Origin of the sequence: Bacillus sp. CH30_1T (assembly GCF_008364765.1) — a bacterium.
Lineage (GTDB): Bacteria > Bacillota > Bacilli > Bacillales > Bacillaceae_B > Rossellomorea.
Genome location: NZ_VTUY01000015.1, coordinates 35778 through 60813, shown reverse-complemented (window position 1 = coordinate 60813; position 25036 = coordinate 35778). Strand labels below are relative to the sequence as shown.

The 25036-nt window shown below is 42.2% G+C and carries 25 protein-coding genes and 1 other annotated feature; of the genes, 5 read left to right on the top strand and 20 right to left on the bottom strand.

All coding sequences use genetic code 11. From position 1 onward, the window contains the following. Position 1: 1 nt before the first annotated feature. The 8 genes from F0342_RS22140 to F0342_RS22105 all read right to left on the bottom strand — a co-directional run bounded on the left by F0342_RS22140 (position 2) and on the right by F0342_RS22105 (position 9433). The gene (locus F0342_RS22140) at positions 2-1459 is read right to left on the bottom strand and encodes a PH domain-containing protein (protein ID WP_149157981.1); all 1458 of its coding nucleotides are present in this window, start codon (positions 1457-1459) and stop codon (positions 2-4) included. Further along, the gene (locus F0342_RS22135; RefSeq protein ID WP_149157980.1) at positions 1452-1931 is read right to left on the bottom strand and encodes a PH domain-containing protein; all 480 of its coding nucleotides are present in this window, start codon (positions 1929-1931) and stop codon (positions 1452-1454) included. Before F0342_RS22135 ends, F0342_RS22140 begins: the two co-directional genes overlap by 8 nt. Positions 1932-2032: 101 nt before the next feature. Beyond that, the gene (gene uvsE, locus F0342_RS22130) at positions 2033-2995 is read right to left on the bottom strand and encodes a UV DNA damage repair endonuclease UvsE (RefSeq protein WP_149157979.1); all 963 of its coding nucleotides are present in this window, start codon (positions 2993-2995) and stop codon (positions 2033-2035) included. Positions 2996-3042: 47 nt separating this feature from the next. Continuing rightward, a complete protein-coding gene (locus F0342_RS22125; protein ID WP_188048666.1) occupies positions 3043-4014 on the bottom strand; it encodes a nuclease-related domain-containing protein in 972 nt (323 codons plus the stop codon). 295 nt (positions 4015-4309) lie between these two features. After that, positions 4310-5836, bottom strand: a complete 1527-nt coding sequence (cshA, locus tag F0342_RS22120) for a degradosome RNA helicase CshA (RefSeq protein WP_188048665.1) — start codon at positions 5834-5836, stop codon at positions 4310-4312. Positions 5837-6097: 261 nt separating this feature from the next. Next, the gene (locus F0342_RS22115; RefSeq protein WP_149157976.1) at positions 6098-6787 is read right to left on the bottom strand and encodes an alpha/beta hydrolase; all 690 of its coding nucleotides are present in this window, start codon (positions 6785-6787) and stop codon (positions 6098-6100) included. Between the two features lie 109 nt (positions 6788-6896). Continuing rightward, positions 6897-8273 (bottom strand): UDP-N-acetylmuramoyl-tripeptide--D-alanyl-D-alanine ligase, encoded by a 1377-nt coding sequence (locus tag F0342_RS22110; protein WP_149157975.1) that lies wholly within the window; start codon positions 8271-8273, stop codon positions 6897-6899. A gap of 89 nt (positions 8274-8362) precedes the next feature. Further along, positions 8363-9433 (bottom strand): D-alanine--D-alanine ligase, encoded by a 1071-nt coding sequence (locus F0342_RS22105; RefSeq protein WP_149157974.1) that lies wholly within the window; start codon positions 9431-9433, stop codon positions 8363-8365. Positions 9434-9730: 297 nt separating this feature from the next. Here F0342_RS22105 and F0342_RS22100 point away from each other — a divergent pair, with 297 nt between their 5' ends. From F0342_RS22100 to F0342_RS22085, 3 genes are all read left to right on the top strand, one after another. Then, positions 9731-10918 carry a dicarboxylate/amino acid:cation symporter gene (locus F0342_RS22100; RefSeq protein ID WP_149157973.1) on the top strand — a complete coding sequence of 396 codons (1188 nt, stop codon included), beginning with the start codon at positions 9731-9733 and terminating at the stop codon, positions 10916-10918. Positions 10919-11443: 525 nt separating this feature from the next. Next, positions 11444-11995 (top strand): GNAT family N-acetyltransferase, encoded by a 552-nt coding sequence (locus F0342_RS22090; RefSeq protein WP_149157971.1) that lies wholly within the window; start codon positions 11444-11446, stop codon positions 11993-11995. A 12-nt stretch (positions 11996-12007) separates the two neighbouring features. Beyond that, entirely contained in the window at positions 12008-13096 is a 1089-nt protein-coding gene (locus F0342_RS22085; protein ID WP_149157970.1) for an NAD(P)/FAD-dependent oxidoreductase, read from the top strand. A gap of 59 nt (positions 13097-13155) precedes the next feature. Here the strand turns inward: F0342_RS22085 and F0342_RS25090 are convergent, their stop codons facing one another. From F0342_RS25090 to F0342_RS22040, 10 genes are all read right to left on the bottom strand, one after another. Continuing rightward, positions 13156-13344: a hypothetical protein gene (locus F0342_RS25090; protein ID WP_188048664.1), complete on the bottom strand. Its 189-nt coding sequence runs from the start codon at positions 13342-13344 to the stop codon at positions 13156-13158. 198 nt (positions 13345-13542) lie between these two features. Beyond that, positions 13543-13770: a nuclease-related domain-containing protein gene (locus tag F0342_RS25775; protein WP_395940717.1), complete on the bottom strand. Its 228-nt coding sequence runs from the start codon at positions 13768-13770 to the stop codon at positions 13543-13545. Between the two features lie 14 nt (positions 13771-13784). Next, positions 13785-14036, bottom strand: coding sequence for a hypothetical protein (locus F0342_RS22075; protein WP_149157969.1), 252 nt, complete (start codon positions 14034-14036; stop codon positions 13785-13787). A 245-nt stretch (positions 14037-14281) separates the two neighbouring features. Next, on the bottom strand, positions 14282-15706 hold the full coding sequence (locus F0342_RS22070) for a dihydrolipoyl dehydrogenase family protein (RefSeq protein ID WP_149157968.1): 1425 nt from the start codon (positions 15704-15706) through the stop codon (positions 14282-14284). A gap of 12 nt (positions 15707-15718) precedes the next feature. Continuing rightward, positions 15719-16300 carry a CDP-alcohol phosphatidyltransferase family protein gene (locus F0342_RS22065; protein ID WP_149157967.1) on the bottom strand — a complete coding sequence of 194 codons (582 nt, stop codon included), beginning with the start codon at positions 16298-16300 and terminating at the stop codon, positions 15719-15721. 14 nt (positions 16301-16314) lie between these two features. Continuing rightward, entirely contained in the window at positions 16315-16974 is a 660-nt protein-coding gene (locus tag F0342_RS22060) for a TVP38/TMEM64 family protein (RefSeq protein ID WP_149157966.1), read from the bottom strand. Positions 16975-16985: 11 nt separating this feature from the next. Beyond that, on the bottom strand, positions 16986-17954 hold the full coding sequence (locus tag F0342_RS22055) for an ABC transporter ATP-binding protein (RefSeq protein ID WP_188048663.1): 969 nt from the start codon (positions 17952-17954) through the stop codon (positions 16986-16988). Then, positions 17951-18586, bottom strand: a complete 636-nt coding sequence (locus F0342_RS22050) for an ABC transporter permease (protein WP_262481853.1) — start codon at positions 18584-18586, stop codon at positions 17951-17953. The genes F0342_RS22055 and F0342_RS22050 overlap by 4 nt, the downstream gene beginning before the upstream one ends. A gap of 172 nt (positions 18587-18758) precedes the next feature. Beyond that, on the bottom strand, positions 18759-19622 hold the full coding sequence (locus F0342_RS22045) for an ABC transporter permease (protein ID WP_149157963.1): 864 nt from the start codon (positions 19620-19622) through the stop codon (positions 18759-18761). Then, positions 19600-20832: an ABC transporter substrate-binding protein gene (locus F0342_RS22040; protein ID WP_149157962.1), complete on the bottom strand. Its 1233-nt coding sequence runs from the start codon at positions 20830-20832 to the stop codon at positions 19600-19602. Before F0342_RS22040 ends, F0342_RS22045 begins: the two co-directional genes overlap by 23 nt. 214 nt (positions 20833-21046) lie before the next feature. Between F0342_RS22040 and F0342_RS22035 the strand changes: the two genes are divergently transcribed. Then, on the top strand, positions 21047-21535 hold the full coding sequence (locus tag F0342_RS22035; RefSeq protein WP_149157961.1) for a BsuPI-related putative proteinase inhibitor: 489 nt from the start codon (positions 21047-21049) through the stop codon (positions 21533-21535). A 48-nt stretch (positions 21536-21583) separates the two neighbouring features. Here the strand turns inward: F0342_RS22035 and sfsA are convergent, their stop codons facing one another. Both sfsA and F0342_RS22025 read right to left on the bottom strand, forming a co-directional pair. Further along, complete coding sequence (gene sfsA, locus F0342_RS22030; protein ID WP_262481852.1) at positions 21584-22309, bottom strand: DNA/RNA nuclease SfsA; 726 nt, start codon at positions 22307-22309, stop codon at positions 21584-21586. Positions 22310-22333: 24 nt separating this feature from the next. Continuing rightward, complete coding sequence (locus F0342_RS22025; RefSeq protein WP_149157996.1) at positions 22334-23113, bottom strand: hypothetical protein; 780 nt, start codon at positions 23111-23113, stop codon at positions 22334-22336. A gap of 457 nt (positions 23114-23570) precedes the next feature. Between F0342_RS22025 and F0342_RS22020 the strand changes: the two genes are divergently transcribed. Continuing rightward, complete coding sequence (locus tag F0342_RS22020; RefSeq protein WP_149157959.1) at positions 23571-24746, top strand: FtsW/RodA/SpoVE family cell cycle protein; 1176 nt, start codon at positions 23571-23573, stop codon at positions 24744-24746. Positions 24747-24796: 50 nt separating this feature from the next. Then, positions 24797-25001 (top strand) — a binding site (T-box leader). Positions 25002-25036: the final 35 nt, after the last annotated feature.

The following is a 25036-nucleotide window of genomic DNA, read 5'->3' as shown; positions in this document are numbered from 1 at the left end:
TTTACACACTATGAGAAAACCAAGAAGCAATGGTTTGAAGGTCCTTCTTTTCAAGATCCCGGATCGGACTGGCATAACCAGTCTCTCCGGATTTTATCGTTGTTCTGAGACTGCCCAAGTCTTTACTCGTTTGAAACCAACTTTCATGGGTGTCCAAAGATTGAATGCGACTTTTCTTTATATGCATCGTATTTTTCAATACGCCCCTATACTGTAAAGATAATTGTCCATCAACAATCTTCCAGCCACCTGCACGATATTGGTAGTATCCGAGAATCCCGAAAGGAATTATCAACAAGCCGACCCAAAGACCATATGGCCAGTACATAAAACAAACAGCCGCGGTCGGTACCACCACCCAGATTGCCTGTCTGAACACATACCTTCTTAAGGAACGTTCCGGAAGCCTTTTAAAATCATCGTGAATGACATAATCCGGAAATAAGTCGTTTAATAATCCCGGAATGCGCTTCTTTTTCACAATCGGGAATAATTTTATACTCGTGCTGTCTTTCTCTAAGACAGATCCGCCTGCATTTTCAATGTGGACCGTGCAATACCCCAATAGCTGCCTGATTGGATTTTCCACTACCCGGATGCCTTGAACACGATTCAAAGGAACCGTCACCTGCTTCTTTTCCAGAAGCCCTCTTGTCATGACAATGTGATCATCCACAATTTTAATCCTGAAATCACCATAAATAATAAATGTCCAGGCAATCGATAATAACCAGGCAACAAGCAACCCCAAGAATGCCATCACCGAAACCACAAACACGCCGCTTTTCACAAAAACAGCCAGCTCATCATACACAGCTTCGTACGGAATGAACTCATTAAATTGGGATAAGAAAACAAACACCCCGGAAATAATGACCCCTACCCCGCCTGAAGTCGTAGCAAGAACCCAGATGTCTTTCGAGCTGAGGTTGAAAAAGGGAGCTTCATCTTTCAAAGTCTCCGTAGTTTCGCCAGAAAGATCCTCGGATACGTTATGACCTTTTTTCTCCCGATATATCATTTCCTCCAACTCTATCGCTTCTTCTTTTAAAATAGCTGTCAATTCCGCTTCTGATTCCCGCGGATTCGAAGACCCAGCCGTTTCGACCTTGACCTTAACCAGTCCAAATGGCCGATGCAAAATGCCCTCAGAGAAATTCAAACTCTGTATCCGGTCAATGGGAATATACCTTTTCTTTTTAACGAATAATCCGTACTCGATCCGCAGCTCCCCTTCTTCCAATCGATATGTAAACCGAAGCCACTTTACAATCCCTGTGACCAGAACGAACACAAGAACTGCCGCCATAGAAATAACAGGCATATAATCCCAAAATCCTGTCTTCTCTCCCCGGTTATTCAATACAAATAAAAAGACAAAGGGAACGATCAAGTCTTTTAACTGCTTTACAAAATTCGCTACAGCTGAAATAGGATGCAGCCTCTTGTGCTCAGACATCATCTTCCGCCACCCTCGCTAGTTGTGAAATGGAGTTTCTCAATTCATCTGCCTCCTCCACATCTAATGCCGGAATCTCATGAACTGTGGCCGCAGTCGAAATCGTAATGGTTGCCAACCGATACTTTTTTAAAATAGGGCCCTGAACCGTATCAACATGTTGAACCCTCACCATCGGTACCAACGTGCGCTTCACAATAAAAATTCCTCTTTGAAGCTCAATCTCCTGCTCCCTCACTTCATAGCGCCATCTCTTCCATTTGATTGTTGGAATAAAGAAAATAAACAAATATGTACATAGAATCAACACGGCAACTGTTGCTGCAATGATCCATTGTGGCCACTCAAACATCACAGTTAGAGTAATCGTTCCTGCGGCTACAGCTGCCACGATTAACGTTTCAAACACACCATATATCTTCCACACCTTTAAAGCCTTTGGTGAAATTCTTTTTTGCGGCTCTCCAATCATACCCATCCCCCTCACTTCTCTCTTTTACTAAATCTTACAGTATATTTACGATTTGGAACAGAGATGGTTTCAGATTAAGGAGAAAGCTTTGGGAGATTTGCCTATTTTAGATTAAACGAACTTTTATCCACCCACTCAATCCCATCAATCCCTTGCAGTTCCTCCACTAAGCGGAACAATGCGTCATCCTTCTTTTTCGCTTCTATCATACAATCAATTTCATCCACCGATCCCTTTATCCCTTGAAGAAAATCAAGAAACATCTTAGGGTCGATGAAATCGGCATGGGCTTTGTAATCCTCTTGAGAACGAGGACTTGAAATATGCATCTTCACAGGTAAAGATGACTGGCTCCAAGTTCCAACGATCCTCTCCCAATCCAACAACCAATCCCTTTCGTTATAAGCAAGATGATGATGGTAATCAAATACATGGGGAATCCCGAGCTTTTCACTTAGATAAAGGGCATCCGCTGCACTGAACACCGTATCATCGTTTTCAAGAATGATCATTTGTTGAAGAGAAGCTGGAGTCAGACCCCAATTATGTATGAACTGCTCAAGTGCCTTTTCTTTGTCTTCATATGCTCCACCAACATGGAGAACACAGCGGTGAGTTGGATCGATTCCCATCCCTTTTAATAATGCCTCATGCATCTTAAGTGCTTTAAACGTGTTCTTCAACACATTCACGTCACTTGAATTCAACAGTACAAAATGATCGGGATGAAAATCCACACGCATAGGGTGAAGCGTTAAATACTCTTTAATCGCATCGAGTTCAGGTTTCAAGGGGGAAATGAAATCCCATCCTTTCAATTCAGGATGATTCGCAAGAGGAATCAACTTTGAACTGAACCGGAAGAAATGAATCTCATTAAGCACATTATGCTTTAAAAGCCGCAGGCAGTTTTCAAGATTTGATTTTGCGATTCGTTCGAGCTTAAGAATAGCAGCCTCACCATCCTTAATCCCAGAAAACTGCTTATAGGTCATGGTTTGGGAAGGGGATGCATTCTGGAGGTTCATGCTCATGGCAACATAGCCTAACTTTACGAGTGTCATGTGGGGTGGACTCCTTTTTGGGGTTAGTATGTGCGGAATGGAGGGATTTATATCGTTGGTTTTGAATAGGTGACAGACTTTGTTCTTCCTTTTGTTTCTAATTGAAGGGTTTTCAATATTTTATAGGTGGTGTTACGTGAGTTCAGATGCAAAAATCTCCTCAGTTCGCGATTGGTTATGTGATCACTTAATAGTAAGAAATAATCTCGAATCGCTTCTAGATGAGCATATTTAGATGAACTACCACATTTAACGCAAGACCACGCTCCACTTACTCTAATCATTGGTATGTGATAGCAGTTTTCACAACGGACTCCAGTCACAATATCGATTTGGGTAAGAGAATATTTCTCCATAAAGTCTAACTCAGATTCTTCATGATTTTTTAAAATGGTTTTCTTCATTTTGGTCATTTCTTTATCAGTCATGTCCTCTTTTACGTATATCTTATTTAAACCCTTGATATTATCAATTATATTTTGGGCATGAATAATATTTCTGTAAGGTGAGTCCACTGATGGGGGTTCGGTATATTTTAAGATGGTTGATGGGTTGCTGAATACAACGAGGTGTTTGATTGGAGGGTGCTTCAGCTTTTGGACACTGAACCATTTTTGCAGTAATAATTTTTGTCTTTGAACCTGAGAGATCGGGTCAGAGAATCCTTCTGTAATTCCTTTATAAGTCCGGGTAAGCTGTCTTATGAATGGATCAATGGTAACTATTCCTGAAATGTTCTTTACTTCGATAACTAAAATATAGACTGGGGTGAGGATGAGGAAATCGATTTGGAAATAGTTTGAGAATAGAGGAAGCCTTACATCATAAAAAATTTTATATTTCTTGTCGTTCAAGAAACTGAGGTGGTAGTAGACAGTTGCTTCACCGTTGAAACCTGCTTTTCTTTTCTTTAAATCCTTATCTACAATGGGAAACTTTTGATGATTGAGAGGCAGGCGCCATAATAACGCTTGGCTTTTACCAATATTGATTGGGATTTTGAGTTCTTTACAGATCAATTGATCACTCTCCTTTAAGGTTCTGCCTACTTTAGTTCGCCACAGGCTTAAAAAACCCTTCTTTTTAATTTCAAAAATACACAGAATATCACTAATTGCGTCGATGTCTGAATAATTGCGTCGTTTTCACCTTAATTGCGTCATTATTTTGTTTATTGCGTCGCTTCACATGACAATTGTATTTTTGTAAAAATTGGAACCGGTTAATCGTCCTTGCTCCATTCCTATACGTAATCAAACCCAAAACAAAAAAAACACGACAACCCAAAGGTCATCGTGTCCTCAAATCTATTGATCAAGAATTGTTATAAGATTTACGTTTGGTTGAAGATTGTGGTCTGCCGCCGCCAGTACGGTTGCGATCTCCGCCACGGCTTCCGCCTCCGCGATTTCCACCGCCGCTGCGTGATGATCCACCACGGCTTCCGCCTTTACCGCTGCGTGCTCCACCTTTGTATCCACCGCCGCGATTTCCGCCGCCACGATTTCCACCACCTCTTGATGGTAATGGACGCTCTTCAGTGATTTCAACTGGTGTTGTATCCGGCTCTTTCGTCAGGACACGGATCGCTGCTGCAACTGCTTGAACAGAATCATGGCCTCCAAGGAATTCTTCTGCTAATGGATAGTAATCTTTTAGATCACTTTCTTTTGCCGCTTCAGCTAATTTTTCAAGAGCTAAGCGTTGTTGACCTTCAAGGGCTTCGTTTAAGCTAGGTGGCTTAAGAGCCGTCATTTTCTTCTTCGTTGTTTGTTCAACGATCTTCAGGTAACCCATTTCTCTTGGTGTTACAAAAGTGATGGACATACCCTTCTTACCTGCACGACCTGTACGTCCGATACGGTGAACGTAGCTTTCAGGATCTTGAGGAATATCAAAGTTGTAAACATGCGTTACGCCGGAGATATCTAATCCACGAGCGGCAACGTCTGTAGCGATCAGGATATCGATGCGCCCCTCTTTGAACTTCTTAAGAACCGTCATACGACGAGCTTGAGAAAGATCTCCGTGAATACCTTCTGCCAGGTAGCCGCGAATGCTAAGAGCACGGGCTAATTCGTCTACTCTGCGTTTCGTACGACCGAATACAATCGCAAGTTCCGGTGATTGAACGTCGATTAAACGGGAAAGAGTATCGAATTTTTCTTTTTCGCTTACTTTAGTGAAGTATTGTTCAATGTTCGAAACCGTTACTTCTTTTGATTTCACTTTGATTACTTCCGGCTCTGTCATAAAGCGATTAGCAATGCGTCGGATCGGATCCGGCATTGTTGCAGAGAATAGAAGTGTTTGTCTTGTGCTTGGAACAGTCTCAAGAATGCTTTCGATGTCTTCGATGAAGCCCATGTTCAGCATTTCGTCTGCTTCGTCAAGTACTAATGTTTCAACATTTTCAAGGTTGAGTGTTTTACGTTTGATATGGTCAAGAAGACGACCTGGTGTACCAACGATGATATGAGGGTTCTTTTTCATCGCTCGAATTTGACGTTGGATGTCCTGTCCTCCGTAGACAGATAACACGCGTGCACGCTTGTCAGCTCCGATACGATATAACTCTTCAGAAACTTGGATGGCAAGTTCACGAGTTGGTGCAATGATAAGAGCTTGAACGTTTGGATTTTTCATATCGATCTTCTCGATCATCGGGATTCCAAATGCTGTTGTTTTACCTGTTCCAGTTTGTGCCTGACCGATAATATCCTTACCTTCTAAACCGACTGGAATCGTACTCGCCTGAATTGGTGTCGCTTCTTCAAAGCCCATACGTTTAATTGATTTCAACGTAGATGCGCTTAAGTTTAAATCTGCAAACTTAGTCAATGTTACATTCTCCTTTAATTTACATCTTTTATAACTAATCATTATCTGATTATATTTTTAGGTCGGAACGAAATCTTACCCACCGAAAGACTTCGGTATCTAATCTAAAACTGTCTATATGAGATGTTTAGTTTTATGTTTGGTACAAAAAAATACACTCTTCAAAATAGAAGAGCTAGCACGTCCAACAAATTAAGAACTATGTTGTAGCTATGTTACCACTTCTAGAATTGAATTTCAATCTAATGTCAAATAGTCAATCTATTCATTTAGAAGGAATTGGTAGATCTCTTCAAAAAGTTCGTGCTTATCTTCACTATGACAGATCAAGTGTTTTGCTTTAGGGGAATAAAAAAGGTTTTTTTCTTGGGAAGAAATAGTCTCATATATATATTTTGCAGCTTTAGGGGGGACTATTCCATCAATCTCTCCTTGGGCAATAAAGGTAGGAACGTTAACCTTTTTCAAGAGTGGGCGAGCAATACGAACGACTTTTCTAAATTCGTACGTGGACAGAACTGGGGTTTTTGTCACCTTCCATTTGTACCGTTTGTACAGCTCGTTTTCAATCAGATTTCCTTGCATTCCTTCTTTGATCATATTTCCAATATCTCTCAATAATTGTTTCACATTTATATAATAAGCTGCCGCGCTTAAAAGCACGAGCTTATTGACTTCATATTTCACTGAAAGATACGAAGCGATCAAACCGCCCATGGAGAAGCCTATTACGTAAACCTCATCGCATTTCTCTATAAGATCTTGAAGTTCTACCTCAGCATGCTCGATCCATTCAATATGTTTGACCCCTTTCAGTTCAAGGGTTTCACCATGACCAGGCAGAGTCGGCACAACGATATCCCAGTTGGTTCTCTCTTGAAGGAAATCTGCCAGAGGCTCTACTTCAAAAGGGCTCCCAGTGAATCCATGGATTAGTAAACAACCGATCATGTTATCCCCTCTTACTTTTCAAAAGGTAGGGAGCGAGCCAAACTCCCATCATCTACAAGCTCATTTTGTTCATTTCTATTAAGGTTTAAACTTGGACGTCAGTAGAAATTTATGCCTTTAATCCATCGATGACTTCTTCAAGCTTCATTCCCCTCGATGCCTTGAATAAAACCAGCTCTTCCCCTGTAATGAAGGAGGACAGTTTTTTTGCCAGGCTGCCTTTATCTGTATAAGAGTGAACACGATCAGGAGAGAAATTCTCAAGTGCACCCTTACCTATAAAGTCACCTAAAGGACCAAATGTAAACACATGCTGAATTTTTTCCGGATTGATCAATTGTCCAATTTCCTGATGAAATTCTTCTTCCTGGTCTCCAAGCTCCAGCATATCACCAAGCACCAGGATTTTTGTATGGAACCCCTCAAGCTCTGATACAAGCTGAATCGCAGCTTTCATGGAAGTAGGGCTGGCATTATAAGCATCGTTAATGAGGCTCTCGCCTTTCTTTCCTTCCACCATTTCCATTCTCATCTGGGTCAGCTTTAACGACTGTAAGCCTTCTTTCATGTCATCGACACTGAGACCAAATTTACGAGCGATGAGAATCCCGGCTAGAGCGTTGTGGATATTATGAATCCCTAATACGGGAAGAAAGAATGTTTCTCCTTCAGCGAAAGAAGTCTCAAAATAACTCCCTTTATTATCCATACTGATTTTTGTTGGATAGATAGTGTTGGATTCGCTTCTTCCGAAAGTCTCCACATGCTTCAGGTTGAGTTCCTGAACGCCATCCTGTAGCAACGGTTCATCTCCGTAGTATGCAAATAACCCATCAGACTTCAGGCCCTTCACAATCTCCAATTTGGCTTTGGCGATCCCTTCCCGCGATCCCAGATCCTGAAGATGTGATTCTCCAATGTTGGTGATGATGGCAGCGTCGGGCTGAGAAATCTCTGATAGAAGTTCAATCTCTCCGAATCCACTCATTCCCATTTCAAGTACAGCCACTTCTGAGTCCTGGGGCAGAGAAAGGATCGTTAAAGGAAGACCAATGTGGTTGTTATAGTTCCCTTGTGTTTTATGAACTCGATATTTCAATGACAAAAGGTTTGCCACAATATCTTTCGTTGTTGTTTTTCCATTACTGCCTGTAATTCCGACTACCTTTAAATCAAGCTCATGGCGATATTGATTCGCCAATGACTGAAGGGCCAGCAGGGGATCTTCCACCACTATTACGGGAATATCTTCAGGTGGATTAGGGACATTGACATCCCAAAGAGCGGCAGACGCACCATTTTCAATTGCATTGCGAACAAATTGATGACCGTCCACGTTTTCTCCTTTAAAAGGAACAAACAGATTAGCATCCTCAATCTTTCTCGTATCGATGGAAACACCCTTCACCACAACCGACTCAAACTTGGAAAGATCGTTTTTTACATTAAGCATGTTGCATATATCTTTTATTTTTTTCTCAAACATTCGCTTTCTCCTTTTACTCTTTTTAATAAAAACAGAGCAGGGACTGCCTTTAGACGGTGAATCTTCTGGTCAGTCCCAAGTATCGCGTGTTACATCGTATGTTTAATTGTTTGTTTTTCTTGATAACGTTCTAAGCCAAGCTCTACTAATTTTCCGATCAGGGTAGGATAGTCTACCCCAGTGTGCTTCCATAGAAGCGGGAACATACTGAATGGTGTGAAGCCGGGCATTGTGTTGACTTCATTCATATAAATCTGACCATCTTCTGTTAAGAAGAAGTCCGCACGCACAAGTCCTGAACAATCCAGGGCTTTATAAGATTGAATCGCGATATTCTTCATTTCATTGTAAATGCTTCCTTCTACTTCTGCAGGAATGATGAGGGCAGTATCTCCGTCTTCATATTTCGCTTTGTAATCATAGAAGTCTTTTTTCGGTACGATTTCGCCCGCAACTGAGCACTCCGGTTGGTCATTCCCTAATACACCAAGCTCAATTTCACGTGCTTTCACACCTTCTTCGATGATAATTTTACGGTCAAACTGGAACGCTTCCTCGAAGGCAGTCTGCAGTTCTTCACGGGACGTACATTTGCTGATTCCTACTGATGAACCTAAGTTAGCTGGTTTTACAAAACATGGATAGCCAATCTCATCTTCCACTTGTTTGTAAGTAGACTCAGGGTTCCCTTTCCATGTGCTGCGGATGAACCATGTGTAATTGACTTGCGGAATGCCTGCTTGAGCAAATAAATTCTTCATGATGACTTTATCCATTCCAGCAGATGAGGCAAGAACGCCATTCCCTACATACGGAAGATTTAACAGTTCAAGCATCCCCTGAACCGTACCGTCTTCCCCATTCGGTCCGTGAAGCAATGGGAAGATCATGTCGTACCCAACAGACCCAGAAGGAGTGATGGATGTACTTAAGGCATTAGGGGCAATTTCTTCCCCATCCTTAAACTGTAATGCTTTCACATCTTCAACGGGAGCATTCAGTTGTGGACCTTTGATCCACCCGCCTTCCGTAGAGATGAAAATAGGGTGAATTTCATATTTATTTAAGTCCAGGGCTCCGATCACGGCCTTGGCTGTTTGCAAGGATACATTATGTTCAGCAGATTTACCGCCGTACAGTAAGCATAACTTCGTTTTCATGTATGAGTTACCTCCAATATTCACAATAGATGTTTCTATTTTATCACTTTCATCGGAAAGGGAAAGAATGATTCCTATGGAAAATAAAAATTACCACATTTGTCTTGATTCGAAAGACATTAAGTAAGGCCCATTATATATGTATGCAAAGGAAAACTAGTCCTGCGACAGGGAGTTGATAACATTATTCTGAATACATTTAAGATTTCGCCTATTTGAAAAGCTATTAAAATATCCCCCTATAAAGTGTACAATCTTTCTATTAAAAACATTTGTATTTTCAAGGAGGACACCAGGATGAGAAAGCTAGGTTTACTGCCTAAGATCCTATTAGGTATTGCTTTAGGTATTGTCATTGGAGCGTTTGCACCAGAGTGGTTCGTTAAAATCTTCGTTACGTTTAATGGATTATTCGGTAATTTCCTAGGATTCGCTATTCCATTAATCATTATTGGATTTATTGCTCCAGGAATTGGATCCATGGGTAAAGGAGCTGGTAAGCTTCTCGGTTTAACCACAGCTCTCGCATATGGTTCCACGGTGTTAGCCGGTTTACTCGCCTTTGCGGTTGCGAAGTCTATTTACCCAACTTTGTTAGCAAATCAAACGTCTCAATCATTTGAAAATCCCGAAGAAGCTCTTCTAAAAGGGTTCTTCACAGTGGAGATGCCACCAGTAATGGGCGTAATGACGGCTCTACTCATCGCCTTCACCATTGGTCTTGGAATGGCAGCCATTAAGGGAGACGCTCTTCAAAAGGGCATGAATGAATTCAGAAACATCATTGAACTTGTGATTGAAAAAATCATTATTCCGCTCTTACCGGTTCATATTCTTGGAATTTTCGCGAACATGACTCAAGGTGGACAAGTTAGTGCCATCATGTCTGTATTCGCTAAAGTATTTGTTATGATCATTCTTTTACATGTAGTCTTTTTAATTTTACAATATACAACTGCTGGAACTTTAAGAAAACAAAACCCGCTTTCTATGATGAAAAGCATGCTCCCAGCTTACTTTACCGCACTCGGGACTCAATCATCGGCTTCTACGATTCCCGTGACGCTTGAGCGCTCAAAGAAAATCGGTTCAAGAGAAAGCATTGCGGACTTCTCTGTGCCACTGCTTGCAACGATCCATTTATCAGGTAGCACGATTACCCTTGTCAGCTGTGCCATGGCGGTTATGTTCATTCAAGGAGAAGCGTTACAGTTCATTCAGCTGTTTCCATTTATTCTGATGCTTGGAATCACGATGATTGCGGCACCTGGTGTTCCGGGTGGAGCTGTCATGGCTGCCCTGGGTTTACTTGAGACGATGTTAGGCTTTGGTCCAACAATGACATCCCTCATGATCGCCCTTTACCTTGCACAAGACAGCTTCGGTACAGCGTGTAACGTAACAGGTGATGGTGCGATTACGTCGATTGTGGACAAGCTTACACAGAAAAAAAAAGTACCTCTTTCTAAAATAAAAGCAAGCTGATATATAGAAGAGGCTGGGACAAAAGTGTTTTAGCCTAACTAAAACCCGAACTAATTTGCATTCTAAGTGGCAAATTAGTTCGGGTTTTTAATTTGTTCAAATGGACATTTAGATGTAGCTCTTTCTAGCGGTTGATTGGAGTGCAAGACGAAGACTCCTGCGGGAAGAGTAGCTTATGTGAGACCCCGCAGGCTTGCCGAGGAGGCTCACGGGCTACCCGCGGAAAGCGAAGTCTTGCACGGAAATCATTAGCGGCATTAAGTGCCTACACTGAAATGTTCGTCTTTATTTGGTGGTTTTTTAGTTTTGTCCCAGCCTCATCTGTTTTCTTGTTGAAGGGATTCTTCTACTTCTTGTCTCTTTCCCTCAAGGATGAACATTTTATCGGGATGTGCTTCAAGTGCCTTTTCCGCTTCCATAATTCATAACTGGCATCCATTCTTTTTATTCGATTAAACGAACTCCTCATGAGAACTCTATTTTCTGTATAATGGAAATATTACATATTAAAGGAGTGCTCATGAATTGAAAATAACCGGTCATCGTGTAACACTTAGAAAAATAGAAGAAAGAGATCTTCCTACTCTATGGGACTATATTTATGGAGATCCCTCTCCAGAATGGAAAAAATGGGACGCCCCTTATTTTGAACATAAACGCTTAACACGTGAAGAGTACATAAAATCATCCAAAAAAAATAAAAGCCGCAGCGATGAATTCCAGCGCATCATTGAAGTAGACGGAACCATCATTGGAACCATTGGATATTATTGGGAGTACGAACCTACCAGATGGCTTGAAGCAGGCATCGTCATTTATGACCCTTCCTATTGGAACGGAGGCTATGGAACAGAAGCGTTATCCCTCTGGGTGGATCACCTGTTTCAATCAAAGGAAATTGGCCGTGTTGGCATCACCACATGGTCAGGAAATGAACGGATGATGAAGGCGGCAGAGAAAATCGGGATGAAACTCGAAGGAAGAATGCGTAAATGCCGTTATTACAATGGTGTCTACTACGATTCCATCCGTATGGGCATGATTCGAGAGGAATGGGAAGAACAACGGCCTCTATAAAGGAGATTCATTATGAAAACAATCATCTTAGTCGGTGGAGGACACAGTCACCTGCATTGTTTAAAAAAACGGATAGAAAATCAGGATGATAACGTGAAGTGGGTCCTCATTTCCCCTTCACGTTATCAATATTATTCAGGAATGTTCTCTGGTTACACGGAAGGAATCTACTCGTTAGAGGAAACGCGAATCGATCTAGAGAGATTGTGTGAGGACGCTGAATGTGAATTCGTCGAAAGAACCGTTCTATCGATCGATCCTGATCAACAGTACCTTCTAACGGACAAAGGGGACATTTTCACTTACGACTTTGTTTCCTTCGACATTGGATCCCGTAACGACTCATTGGAAATCGAGGGCTTACATGAACACAATCTTCCAATCAAACCAAACTATCGATTCCCTGAGCAAATAGAGAAGTTGCATAGCAGCAGGAGAACCGTCTTTATCGGTGGCGGGGCAGCGAGTATTGAAATGGCGTTGTCATTGAAGGCATGGAAAATAGACAACGGCTTTAAGGATCATTTGGTAACGGTTGTTCATTCCTCCCCCCTCTTAGAAAAAGCCGGATCTTATTCTTCAAAAAAAATAACCGGTGTTACCCTTTCAAAAGGGGTAGAGCTATATCAGGGACGCGTAGATATAGTAGATGAAACTCACGTGTATACAGGTGACGGAACAAGTATCGACTACGATGAAGTCATCTTCTTAGGTGGGCCAAAAGCTCCGCCACTATTTGGGAGCAGTATTTTACCGACAAATGAAAAAGGCTTTCTAATGGTGAACAGCTATCTTCAATCCGTCGAATACCCGAACGTATTTGCTACGGGCGACTGCGCCACTTTAAAGGACTTTCCCGATATTCCGAAAAATGGGGTGACAGCGGTACGCCAAGGACCTGTCCTGTGGAAGAACCTGAACGGGGCAGCGGTGAACGGTAAAATCATTCCCTTTGAGCCTCAAAAACGCTACCTTGCAATCATGTCGATAGGAGATAAACGAGGCTTTTTAACGTACGGATCATTTTCATTGGTCAGCGGCTGGGCCTGGCGGTTGAAGAATTGGATTGATGTGCGGTTTGTGGGGCGGTATGGAGGGTGAAATGATAGGTTTTATTGTTTGTCCCCCCTGTTGAGTGGAGGTTCAAGGAATGAAGTATATTAAGTGCGGTCTTTCTCGATTCCAGGTGGAGAAAATTTCTTACTTGTTTGTTTGTTATTTGTTGAGATAGTAACAAGGAATAGTCCCGTAGTGCCGAAATGTGTGCGTCTTTGGATTTTCCACTGCACATTAGGCAATGCCAATGCCCATATTTTCTTAACATGGGCAAATGTTGACACTCCGGACATTGTACCCCTGTTATTAATTCCCCTGTGGATATGCCATATATTTCATCAGGAAAGGCTATTAGAGGTGCATGCTTTTTCACTAATAAGTTGGATAATTTTCTTACTTGTTTAATGGGAAAATGTTCTTTATGGTAGTAGGTGAGAAGCGAGAGGATTCGCTCTTCTACATTTTCCACTCTGACAACATTATGATATTTTTCATTTTGTGAAGTGGTATTCAAGATTTGTCATAACTACAAGCGTGGCGATCGGGATTGAGGGGACCTTCATTTTTGTGAACCATCGAATCAACTGCTTTTTCTGACGCTCAACCTGGGTGACAGGATGGCTGAAAGCCTCCTCTTTATCTGCAAGCTTGCGAATAGCCTGGTCGAACCTTGAATCTAACGTGTAGGTTCCAGATATGTGTTTCACTTCTAATACAATGACGAGATATGAAGTCAGGAGGAGGGTATCGATTTGGAAGTAACGGCCTCTATTTCTAAACGGAGATCATGCAAGATCATTATATTCTTATCTTTAGAAATAAACTGCAAATGGTAATCTAACTGCAACTCTCCTCGGTAACCTGCCTTTCGTTTGGCCAGATCTGTTTTAATGACCTGCAAGAGATAATGGATTGGCGTCAGCCTCTCTATTAATGCTTCATTCATCAAGATTCTACGTGGGATTTCCCTGTTTTTAGCGATCAATTTATCAACTCCTTCTTTTTCTTACCTTAACCTATTCGACACCGGCATGAAAAAACCTTTAAAAATCCAAATATAATATGTATTTTAGACTATGCTGTTTTGTGTTGTGCCACTTTCCCACAAACTTGTGCCACTTTTGAAGTTTGTTGTGCCTCTTGCGGGATTTATTGTGCCAAATTGTTGAACACACTCCATATCAACAAAAAAACGCAACCGCCTCCCAGCAGTCGCGCCTTCGATATCTCTCATCTAAAAATTTCAACAAACTTCTTACTAATCACAGGCAGCACACCCTCGAACAGCTTCTCTCTCCAATACAGATCCGCAACCTGCTGTACGGCTGCAGCGTGATTCGGGTAGGGATAGACCATATTGGACAGTGCGCCGATTTTGCTTCCTTTTTGCATGGCGAACACGACGGGTTGCATCCAGTCTCCTGCGCCGGAACCGACTGCGTGGGCACCGAGAATCTTCCCGCTTCCGTCTGTGATGATTTTGACGAGGCCATCTGTGTTATGGTCTGCTACGAACCGATCAACTTCGTCTAATGTTTTTTTATAAACTTTGTACTCTAAACCTTGTTCCACAGCCTCTTCCTCTGTTAGCCCGATATGAAAGATCTCAGGTGTGGTATAGGTTGTCCATGGAAGTTTGTTGTAAGAAACTTTACGTTTCAAACCGAATACGGCATTTTGGACGACAAGCTTCCCTTCCATTCCTGCCCCATGGGTGAAAGGGTATTGACCATTGACGTCCCCGATGGCGAAGATATGAGAATGGTTCGTTCTTAGTTCGTCATTTACTTTGATGAAGCCCCGGGCATCTACCTCAACTCCCGCAGCGGGAAGATTCAAAGATTCTGTCCCAGGTTTGCGGCCCGTTGCCAGGAATAATAAGTTTCCATCCACAGATTGCTCTACGCCGTCTTTCACATATTGAACCACTTTCTGTCCATCCCGCTCCGAAACACATTTAATGTCCGCTCCATAGATAAACCGAATATCCTTTTCCAATATACATGTTGCTGCTTCACGGATTTCCTTATCTTCCTTCCCCAGAATCTCATCGTGCTTCTCAAGGACAACGGTTTCTGATCCCAAATGAGAGAATGCTTGTGCCAGCTCTAAACCAATCGGACCTCCTCCGATAAACACGACTCGGCGGGGCAGTTCATCTACTTCAAAAACAGTTTCATTCGTATGATACTCAACGTCTTCCAAGCCTTCAATCCCAGGAATGAGCGGACTTGACCCTGTTGCAACGACTATTCTCTTCCCGGATATCCGGTCCTCTTTTTCCACTAAAATCGTGTGAGGATCAATAAACTCTGCTCCGCCAAAGTAAATATCGACCCCTAATTGCAGGAATCGATCGGGATCGTCATGTTGTTGAATATGGGCAATGGCTTCTGTGACTCTCTCCTTTACCTTTTTCATATCGACTGAACCCTTTGTTTCGAAACCATAGTCATTGCTTGCCCGGATCACAGCCACTTCTCTCGCAGATTGGATGAATGCCTTGGATGGAACGCACCCAAAGTGCAGGCAGTCTCCGCCGAGAAGACCGCTCTTTTCGATGAGGGCGACTTTTGCTCCAAGAGACGCGGCTCCTGATGCGACGGTTAGTCCACCTGCCCCTCCTCCTATTACTATCAAATCGTATTGATCCATCTTGATCTCTCCTTATGAAAGTAATCGTTTCGCTTCTAAAAATCGCTGTAAGCCCGTGTACAATTCCACTGCAAAAAAAAGTAAGGTGGTCCACAGGACGATGGACGGAAATAGCATCATGACGCTGAACAGAATGAATCCTTCCGTCCTTTCAGCAAGTCCTGCCTGATAATAAAAAGATTTCATTCCCTGTTTCTCCGATACGGCTCCGACTGTCAAGAAAATGGTCATGGAAATAATGATGGATACACTTAGTAAAAGAAGCGCCCACATAATCTCTGGGTGTATGAAAGCAACGCCCAGAATGACACTGATCTCGACGATTCGATCAAAGGTGACATCCATGACTGTTCCAAAGGGGGATGGCTTGGTTAATCGGGCCATGGTACCATCGACTGCGTCCAAAAAGCCGGATACCCATAATATGATAACGGCTAAGATCGGGAATCCAAAATAATAAACCAGACCTGTAGCTGAGCCTACTATAAAAGCAATCAACGTTACTTGATTGGCTGATAATCCCCTTTTTAAAAGCAAACGTGCTGTTCCCTCTATACTTGGCTGCACCAACTTACGGGCATGCGTATCTAACATGTGTTTCCCATCCTTTACTTGTCATCTTTACTCGATAATCCCAGCCAGTCTTTCATTTTTTTCTTAAAGATTAAAGGCACGATGATCATCATCAAGAAAAAGCCGATAGCAATATATACATTCGTTCGATCTTCTCCTACCAAGCTTGACCCCAGAAATACATACCCAAACGTACCAGGTAAGATCCCGATGGCTGTAGCGAAGATGAATGGGATGTATCTCACCTTTCCCATGCCGGCAAGGTAACTGATGAGATCGAAGTTTAAAAAAGGGACGAGCCGTAATAGTAATACATAAACAAAACCGTTCTCCTCCATCTTCTCGCGGATCTTAATCATACGTGGAGATGGTCTTTTTAATAGTTTTGCCCCAAGGAATCTTGCAGTATAATAGGCTACCGTTGCACCACCTAAAGCTCCGATCAAAATGTAGGTGAAGCCTTCAAATGCACCGAAAGCAAGACCTGCAGCCAATGAGAGGATGGAAGCTGGAAAAAGAATCAGCGGGCGAATCGTATAGGCGACAACAAAAACAATAGGAGCCCAAATACCGAAGGACACTATCCAATCTCTGATGTCATGTGGCTTTACGTTAAAGAAATTCCGGCTCAGCCACATGAGGAGCAGTAATATGGTAATGAACAACAAGATATTACCGACTTCCTTCTTTTTCATTCTCTTCCCTCCTATTCCTCTTTCTGAAACGTTTGGATGCTCACTTCCTCTGCATAAAGCCAGATATCTTCAGTAGAAGCCTCTAATTCAATTGGTAGATTTAGCTTTTGCTCCAGTTCATCCACCCATACTTCATAGAGGTTGGTCCCTGCTACAAATAACTTTTGTAGCACAGTTGCTTTCCATCTTGGCAAGGAAGCCTCAGCAAAGGTGGAGCTTACCTTTATGTGGGAAGCATGAATGAATTGCTGCTGATTCAGGATGAGTCCGTCACTCATGAAAGATGCCACAAATGGGGTGTGTGGCCGATAATAGATATCCTCCGGTGTTCCTATCTGCAAGAACCTGCCACTCTGTAAAACTGCCACTCGATCTCCGAGTTCATACGCTTCATCACGATCATGCGTTACGAAGATGACGGTTGTTTCTTCTTCTTTAAAAATCTGCCGTACCCATTGCCTCAGTTCCTTCCTGAGCTGCAAATCCAGACTGCTGAAAGGTTCGTCTAAAAGCAAAAGCTTCGGCTTCAAAATCAAAGAACGTATCAGGGATACACGTTGCTGCTGACCGCCGGATAACTCAGAAGGATAATGATGCATCACTTCTCCGAGGCCGACTCGTTCAATATAGTTCATGGCTTTTTTCTTGTTTTCCCCTTTGTTTCGTTCCTTCATTTCCAACCCGTACATGACATTTTCAAGGACATTCATATGAGGGAATAATAATGGCTGTTGAAAGACCATCCCAATGGGGCGTTTTTGAGGCTTTAAAGAGGTGATATCTTTTCCATCAATATACGTGTTTCCTTCTGTCGCAGACTCTAACCCGGAGAGAATGCGAAGGAATGTTGATTTACCAGACCCGGACGCTCCAACCAATGTGAGGATCTCTCCTTTATTTAATGTGAACGTAACGTTGGTTAAAATCTCTTTATCTTTAAACGATTTGGTTATTTGATTAATTTCTATGAATGAACTCAAAGGTTCTTCCTCCCTCTTGGATGTTGGTAAGGGAGTAAGAATTTCAAACACCCTTCTAGAATGATGTACAGTATGATGGGAATGAGTGCGAACACGATGGAGAAGGCTGCCATTACCGCTTCATCTGCCGTATCGGTAAAAGGATAATAGACCATCGAGAGCGTCACGACATTCCCTCCCCCTATAACCGCTGTAAGAACATACTGGCTCAGGCTGATTACAATCGTCAGGAATAAGACACTTCGAATGCTTGGAAGAAGCAAGGGCAATTCAATATGGTAAAAACGTTGAAAAGCTTTGCCTCCAAGCATAGCTGATTGCTCGATTAATTTTGTACCAATCCTCTCATAGCCTGCTTTGAACATTTTGATACTATACGGAATGGTGGGCACTAAGTGAACGAGAGCCACTCCGGTCCAGTGATCAGCAAGTCCATATCGAATGAACGTAATATGGAGTCCGATCGCCACCACCAATACGGGTAAGAATAGAGGCAACATTAGAAGTGCTTCAACGATGGATTTTCCTCTGAACGACGATAATGAAAACACTCTTCCTGATGTAACACCAATCAGAAGATTTATCACCAGTACAACAATTGCGATCCTGATAGAGGCACCAATCGAATCCACGAATTCCCCCTCATTTATTAACACTTGCCACGCCCTTAAACCAGGTACAACAGGAACTGGACTCCCCCATCTCCAAACACCGAAAAAACTTTTATAAACTAAAAATAAGAGGGGAAACACAAAAAGAAGAAAGGATATGATGTAAAATAACGATTTTCTCAAGTGAACACCTCTAATTTCGAATCCCTTTTGTAATGTGCAATCGTTTCTTGTTTGTGAAGTAAATAAGGAGCCACATCACGCCCCCAATGCTAAGCCCGACTAATACGAGTGAGGCGAAAGCCAAGGGGCGGTCACTCCAGCTGCCACTGTAAAACCAGTCGTAAGCAAGGATAGCCAGCAATTGCGGTGACGTCACTCCCAGAAGCTGGGGCACTTCATATGCTGTAAAAATGAATGCGAACAGAATCGCTCCGGTTTCCACGAGAACGGGAAGTATAAATGGCCATTCCGCCACCCAAAACGCTTTATAAGGACCCGCACCCAGTAAAGAAGCGATCTCTTTATAGCTTTTAGAAAGCGTCGCGTAAACGGGTAACAGCATCAGAGTAACAAAGGGAACCTCCTTCCAGACATACGTCAGAATGATTCCGATCCCATTCCGATCCTGGACCAGGGTCGGGAACTGACTTCGGTCGTCGATCCAACCGCCCATTTCGAACACATTGGAGAAAAAACCACTTTGATTAAAGAGCAAATAGACGAGATAAGCCCATACAAAATGGGGAACCAGCATCGGAATCCATACAAGTAGTTTATATTTATTTTCCTTTAGTAAAGATGAGAATGCCTTCACAATTCCAAGTCCAATGCAAAGAGATAGAATGGTCGAAATGGAAGTCACAGTCAAACTGAAGAGAAAGGATGTCATAAACCGCTTCTCTTCGAATAAATCTACGTAGTGCCCGAATGTGATATTCCCTTCACTCCCTACGCTTTCCAGTAGAGCAAGAACGATCCCAAGTCCAGGAATAAAGATAAAAAAGAGTAGGGCGGGAATGAGGAGTAACGTGTTATTGACTCTCTGCCACTTCACGGATCCAGTTCTCCTTTAACCATTCCACGTACTCAGCATCCAGTTCACCCCTATAGGTCTCTTCGAGTACAGACGCCTCCAGTACACTTCCCCCCCGATCTATGCTCATAAATTTAATTCTCCATTTTTCATCCAGCTTTTCATAAGAAATAGGTGAACTCTCACCCCAGTAGTCAGGCTTTACTTTCTCATGCTGAGCTTCAGGAGAGAGTAGTTCATTGATGGCCACCAGCGCTCCTTCTTTGTTGGGGCTGTTGAATGGAATTGCCAGAAAATGAGTATTCCCAATCGATCCTACATCGTTTAAAACAAATGACTTTGTGTTTTCAGGGAACACTCCATCCTTGATCAGATGCTCTGCCCTTGCTTCGTTGTATCCCATCGTCATCCAAACCTCTTCCTGGCTATATAACTTATCAAGGTCTGTTAATGTCGCGGGGTACGTTTCTCCTTCTCGCCACAAGAATGGCTTCATTTCATTCAGCTCTTTCCATAGCTCTTCCCCCATCTTCTCTGCTGATCCTTCGTTGAATGAAGACTGAGCTAAATCCGAGTCAGATTTAGCATAAAGAAGATGTCGAAGAAATGCATTACCGGTGAAATCAGCCGGATTGGGATAGGTGAATTTCCTCGGATGCTCTTTCATGAATGCTTTTAATTCATCGAAGCTGGACGGGGGATTCTTCACTTTATCACTGTTATAGAAGAAGACAAATTGAACCTTTCCCCACGGTGCTTCATATCCTTCTGTTTCCGTCCCGAAGTCATATTGAAACGCTTGACTTTCTGTATCGTAATATTTCGTGAAGTTTGGCAGCTTATCTGTAAACGGCCCTGCAAGTAAGTCATTTTCCTTTGCATTTTTAAAGTTTTCTCCATTAATCCAGACAATATCAATCGTTCCTTTTTCCTTTCCTGCCCGTTTCTCCGTTTGAAGTTTTTGCAGAATTTCCTGTGTGTCCAAAGGTACTCGATTTAACTCGATATTATTTTTATCTTTCAGCATCGGAGCAACTAAGTCATCAATATAACGGTTAATCCCATCGTCACCGCCCCACATGAAGAGATTCACTTTCGTTCCTTCTGCTTCCGCCGTGATGGTTTCCCAATCTTCATCGGGAAGTTCCACACTGTCGGTTGCATTTGAAGGACCACAAGCAGATACTATGAGTAAGGAAATAACACAAATAATAGCTAACCATTTTTTCATACACTTTGCTCCTCTGTTCTTTTTCTATAATTCTATTGTACTGAACCTCGTGATATAAAAAAGTAATCTGCCTTACATATGTAAATCTATGCCCTTGTAGAGGAAGAAAGAAACAAGTTCAGCACATCCCTATGTGTCATCGTGCCCATATTCGGGAACACTTGTAACCTTTTGGGATATACCCTGTCTAATACGGTAAGGAGGTGGATCTGGCATGAAGCGAATGCTCATGTTATTTATAATACTTATGGCAGGAATAGCAGGTTGTGGAACGGCTGGTGAAGAAAACGGCAGTCAAACCAAAGAGGACAAAAACTCAGGAGCTGGTGAAGATATTTCTGTACAGAAAGGGATTGTTGCAGGCGAAATGGAACCTTCATTAACGAAACAAGATGGAAACGGTCAGGCTGTCTATGTCTATTCGATTAAGAACCAAACAGAGCAAGAGAAAACCTTCGTTTTTTCATCAGGACAAACCATTGACTTTGAACTTAGAAACGATAAAGGTGAAGTAGTGTATAAGGACTCAAAAAATAAGATGTATACCCAGGCGATCCAGGAGATCACCGTGAGACAGGGTGAAGAATTTTCCCAGAAAGTCGTTCTCCCCAATGTCGGGAGCGGTACCTATACATTGACTGTTTGGTTAACGGCTAAAGGAGACCTTGACTATAAAGCTAAAGCAGAAGTACAGGTTGATTAAATGCAACAAAAAAAGATTGATCTTCACATGCTATGATGGATGTGAAGATCAATCTTTTTTTGTATATACAGGTAAAGGTCCATTTAAGGAAATACGCTCTGGTGTCACGATACAGCTTCTTCCGAAAAATCGGACACCCTGATCTTCGGCCTCTTCCATGACCCGGGAAAAATGGGGATCGATTTCAGGAGCGGAAGTGATCCCGCGCAAATCCGTTCGCTGAGCAATAAACAGGACAGCTGATTGATAGCTTCCTTCCGCCTGCAGATGTGTAAGCTCCTCTACATGCCTTGCGCCTCTTGACGTGACGGCATCAGGAAACTTCCCTATTCCTTCTTCTACCATGGTGACACTTTTTACTTCAAGCAGTAATTTTTGTTCATTTTGTTTGTGGGTGAGCAAGAAGTCAAAGCGTGAGCTTCCTACTTTAAATTCGGCTTTTTCTAACCGCCAGTCCTTTAGCTCTTCCAGCACTTCCATTTGTAAGGCTTCGAGCACTAACCGATTCGGATATTGGGTATTCAAAGAAACATACATATCGTTAGGAGCATCATACGTCATGACGGCTGACCATTTTGTTTTCCTTTTAGGATCGGTTGATGCCTGAAGCCAGATCGGGTTCCCACGCACCAATAGTTCTTTTAATCTGCCTGGATCCGGTAAGTGGACTTTATCTATTGAACCTGAAGGAAGTTGACACTCGAGCACAAAACGATTGAGACGCTCGAGAAACACGCCTCGAACCAATTTGTCATGAAACTGAATTTCTATCAAGCCCTCACGCTCCTTCATTCCTCGTTACCGAAGTAAAGCACTCCAGCTTTTCGTTTTACGATCATAGGATAATAATCCATTTGCTGGTGATTTCCGGATTTGCTTATAATCTTCCGCCATCTCGTCCATATCGTAATAATCACCGATCACCCATATAGGGATCTCTATCTTGCCTCTCGTTAGTATGGCTTTTTCCAACGAAATGACCATGCCTTCTTTTAATTTGTCTCTAAAGGAATGAATCACTTCTTGACCGATGATAGGATAGTCTTTCTCTTTCTTCATACCAAATAAGCCTTTTCCGCCTTTGACTGTACTCAATTTCGAAGAAACCGTCGCTCCTAACATATGATAGAAGTCCTCAAATTCCCGATAATAAATCTTATTAAACCACCCATCATCATGGGAAAGGTACGCGTAACGATTGTTCAACTTTGAATAAAAAGGAGGGTTCAGGGGTTGCTTGACGTGTCCCATATAAAGAAGCTCCGCGATTTCCTGACCGTTCAATTCGTCGACTCCCACTTCTTCTTCAAAGTCAATCCAACAGAAATCACCATAGCTGTGTACTCCATCATTCATGATCTTCTTCATTTCATCCTGTTCTACATACTCCATATGCGTATGTATATTAAAGGCGCCATGCTCGTACTGATGTTTAATTAGAAGTAGATTCTTCAATGGTTTTCGGGCATTTGAAGCAAACTCGTTGAAATTGATCCCGTAGGAAACGACATACTGACGATCCGTATTCTTGTGAACATAGATGATATCTTTAACCTGATTATTAGCCTTCAAGAACATTCCCTCCATCTGATTGACACGATGCACAACTCGTAGTTTCTATTTTAGCAAATATGTAGGGTACTTGTTCTTTTCTATTTCATTTCAAAATGATGACAAAAGTCGCAGGTAATTGTCGAAAATAGACATATTGCAGGACCGTTGGCTTTAATTATTTCTATTTAGGTTTATAGGAATGGAAGGAATCGCAGTTGCGTTTAAGGGCACGGCACTTTCTTCTCATATTCTAAAGACAATAATGATCACAATTATGTAAAAAATGGTATTACTTTTCACTCTTCCCCTTTCGAATCCCACTCCTATGGGCTTTACCATTGAATTCATTTCGACAAATGTCGTTTAATGCCTGTCACATCCCAACAGAACTTCCGTATTTTATCAGGTCATGAGTAGAAATTTCCCTTCATTTCTATTAGACTAGGAATGTGAAATCTTTAGAAATTCAGGTGAATTGATTATGGAAACTCGCCAGCGATTTGCTGACAAGATCGATTGGGGTCTTCTCTTTTTATTAATGTTGTTTTTTATCGTTAGTGCTATGGGAATAAGCAGTGCCCAGACCTCAGGTCAATATGGGACAAACTTTGTGATAAGACAGGCTTTTTGGTATGTCGTAGGTGGAATTATTATTGGTGGAGCCTTATTCCTTGATTCCGATCAGTATAAGCGACTTGCCTGGTACATATACGGTGCAGGGATTTTCCTGCTGCTTGTATTACTCATCTCACCGGAAAGCATCGCCCCTTACAGAAACGGAGCCAAAAGCTGGTTCATGCTGGGACCGCTTGGTTCGATACAGCCTTCAGAATTTATGAAGACGTTCTTAATTCTTGTTCTTGCACGAATCATTACAAATCATCATGAGCTAAATCCAAGTAAAACCTTACAGACAGATTTTCAATTGTTAGTGAAAATCGGGGCGACGACTTTCCTTCCCCTTGCTTTTATTATGAAGCAGCCGGATTTAGGGACTTCCCTTGTCATTTTAGCCATCATGACCGGAATCATCTTAGTTTCAGGTATTACGTGGAAGCTGATCGTTCCGATATATGCTTCTATCGGAGTGCTTGGGGGAATCATCCTTTCACTTGTGATTTGGGCTCCTGAGCTGCTTGAAAAATATTTAAATGTAAAGCCTTATCAATTTGGACGTATTTATGCTTGGTTAGATCCTTATAACTACGCAAAATTAGAAGGTTTTCACTTAATTAACTCCCTTAACGCCATTGGCTCCGGCCAGATCTTCGGGAAAGGCTACAGTGATGGAGAAGTATATATCCCTGAAAATCATACCGACTTTATTTTCAGTGTGATCGGGGAGGAATACGGATTTATTGGCGCAAGTGTCGTGATCAGCTTATACTTCTTGTTGATTTACCATCTGACGAAAACGGCTCTAGACACGAAAGAACCGTTCAACGCCTATGTATGCGCAGGGATTATCAGTATGATTACATTCCATGTGTTCCAGAACATCGGAATGACGATTCAATTACTTCCGATTACCGGGATCCCCCTTCCTTTTATCAGCTATGGGGGAAGCTCTCTTATGGGGAATATGCTGGCCCTGGGACTTGTATTCAGTATGAGGTTCCATCATAAAACGTATATGTTCTCATCAGAAGATTCTTAATTACAGGTTGCATTCATCTCCAGAATGTGTAAAATGATAGTAATTATATACGATATTCGAAGATGAAGAGAGTAATTCTGACGTGGATCGAAAGCGAACCGGGGATGGTGGAAGCCTGGTGTGAAGCCTGGGGTGAACCGCACTTCTGAGAAGTTTTTCTTGAAGTTAGTAGGGAAAAACCGGGATCTCCCGTTATACAATGAGCGCCCTTTTTGGGGAATAAGAGTGGTACCGCGAGCTAAACTCGTCTCTATGTTGGATAGAGACGGGTTTTTTTGTGTTTGATTTTA

Coding starts and splice junctions, on each gene's coding strand:
- F0342_RS22140 (WP_149157981.1), bottom strand. CDS start 1,459: ATGTCTGAGCACAAGAGGCTGCATCCTATTTCAGCTGTAGCGAATTTT.
- F0342_RS22135 (WP_149157980.1), bottom strand. CDS start 1,931: ATGATTGGAGAGCCGCAAAAAAGAATTTCACCAAAGGCTTTAAAGGTG.
- uvsE (WP_149157979.1), bottom strand. CDS start 2,995: ATGACACTCGTAAAGTTAGGCTATGTTGCCATGAGCATGAACCTCCAG.
- F0342_RS22115 (WP_149157976.1), bottom strand. CDS start 6,787: ATGATCGGTTGTTTACTAATCCATGGATTCACTGGGAGCCCTTTTGAA.
- F0342_RS22110 (WP_149157975.1), bottom strand. CDS start 8,273: ATGTTTGAGAAAAAAATAAAAGATATATGCAACATGCTTAATGTAAAA.
- F0342_RS22105 (WP_149157974.1), bottom strand. CDS start 9,433: ATGAAAACGAAGTTATGCTTACTGTACGGCGGTAAATCTGCTGAACAT.
- F0342_RS22100 (WP_149157973.1), top strand. CDS start 9,731: ATGAGAAAGCTAGGTTTACTGCCTAAGATCCTATTAGGTATTGCTTTA.
- F0342_RS22085 (WP_149157970.1), top strand. CDS start 12,008: ATGAAAACAATCATCTTAGTCGGTGGAGGACACAGTCACCTGCATTGT.
- F0342_RS25090 (WP_188048664.1), bottom strand. CDS start 13,344: ATGTCCGGAGTGTCAACATTTGCCCATGTTAAGAAAATATGGGCATTG.
- F0342_RS22070 (WP_149157968.1), bottom strand. CDS start 15,706: ATGGATCAATACGATTTGATAGTAATAGGAGGAGGGGCAGGTGGACTA.
- F0342_RS22065 (WP_149157967.1), bottom strand. CDS start 16,300: ATGTTAGATACGCATGCCCGTAAGTTGGTGCAGCCAAGTATAGAGGGA.
- F0342_RS22060 (WP_149157966.1), bottom strand. CDS start 16,974: ATGAAAAAGAAGGAAGTCGGTAATATCTTGTTGTTCATTACCATATTA.
- F0342_RS22040 (WP_149157962.1), bottom strand. CDS start 20,832: ATGAAAAAATGGTTAGCTATTATTTGTGTTATTTCCTTACTCATAGTA.
- F0342_RS22035 (WP_149157961.1), top strand. CDS start 21,047: ATGAAGCGAATGCTCATGTTATTTATAATACTTATGGCAGGAATAGCA.
- F0342_RS22025 (WP_149157996.1), bottom strand. CDS start 23,113: ATGTTCTTGAAGGCTAATAATCAGGTTAAAGATATCATCTATGTTCAC.
- F0342_RS22020 (WP_149157959.1), top strand. CDS start 23,571: ATGGAAACTCGCCAGCGATTTGCTGACAAGATCGATTGGGGTCTTCTC.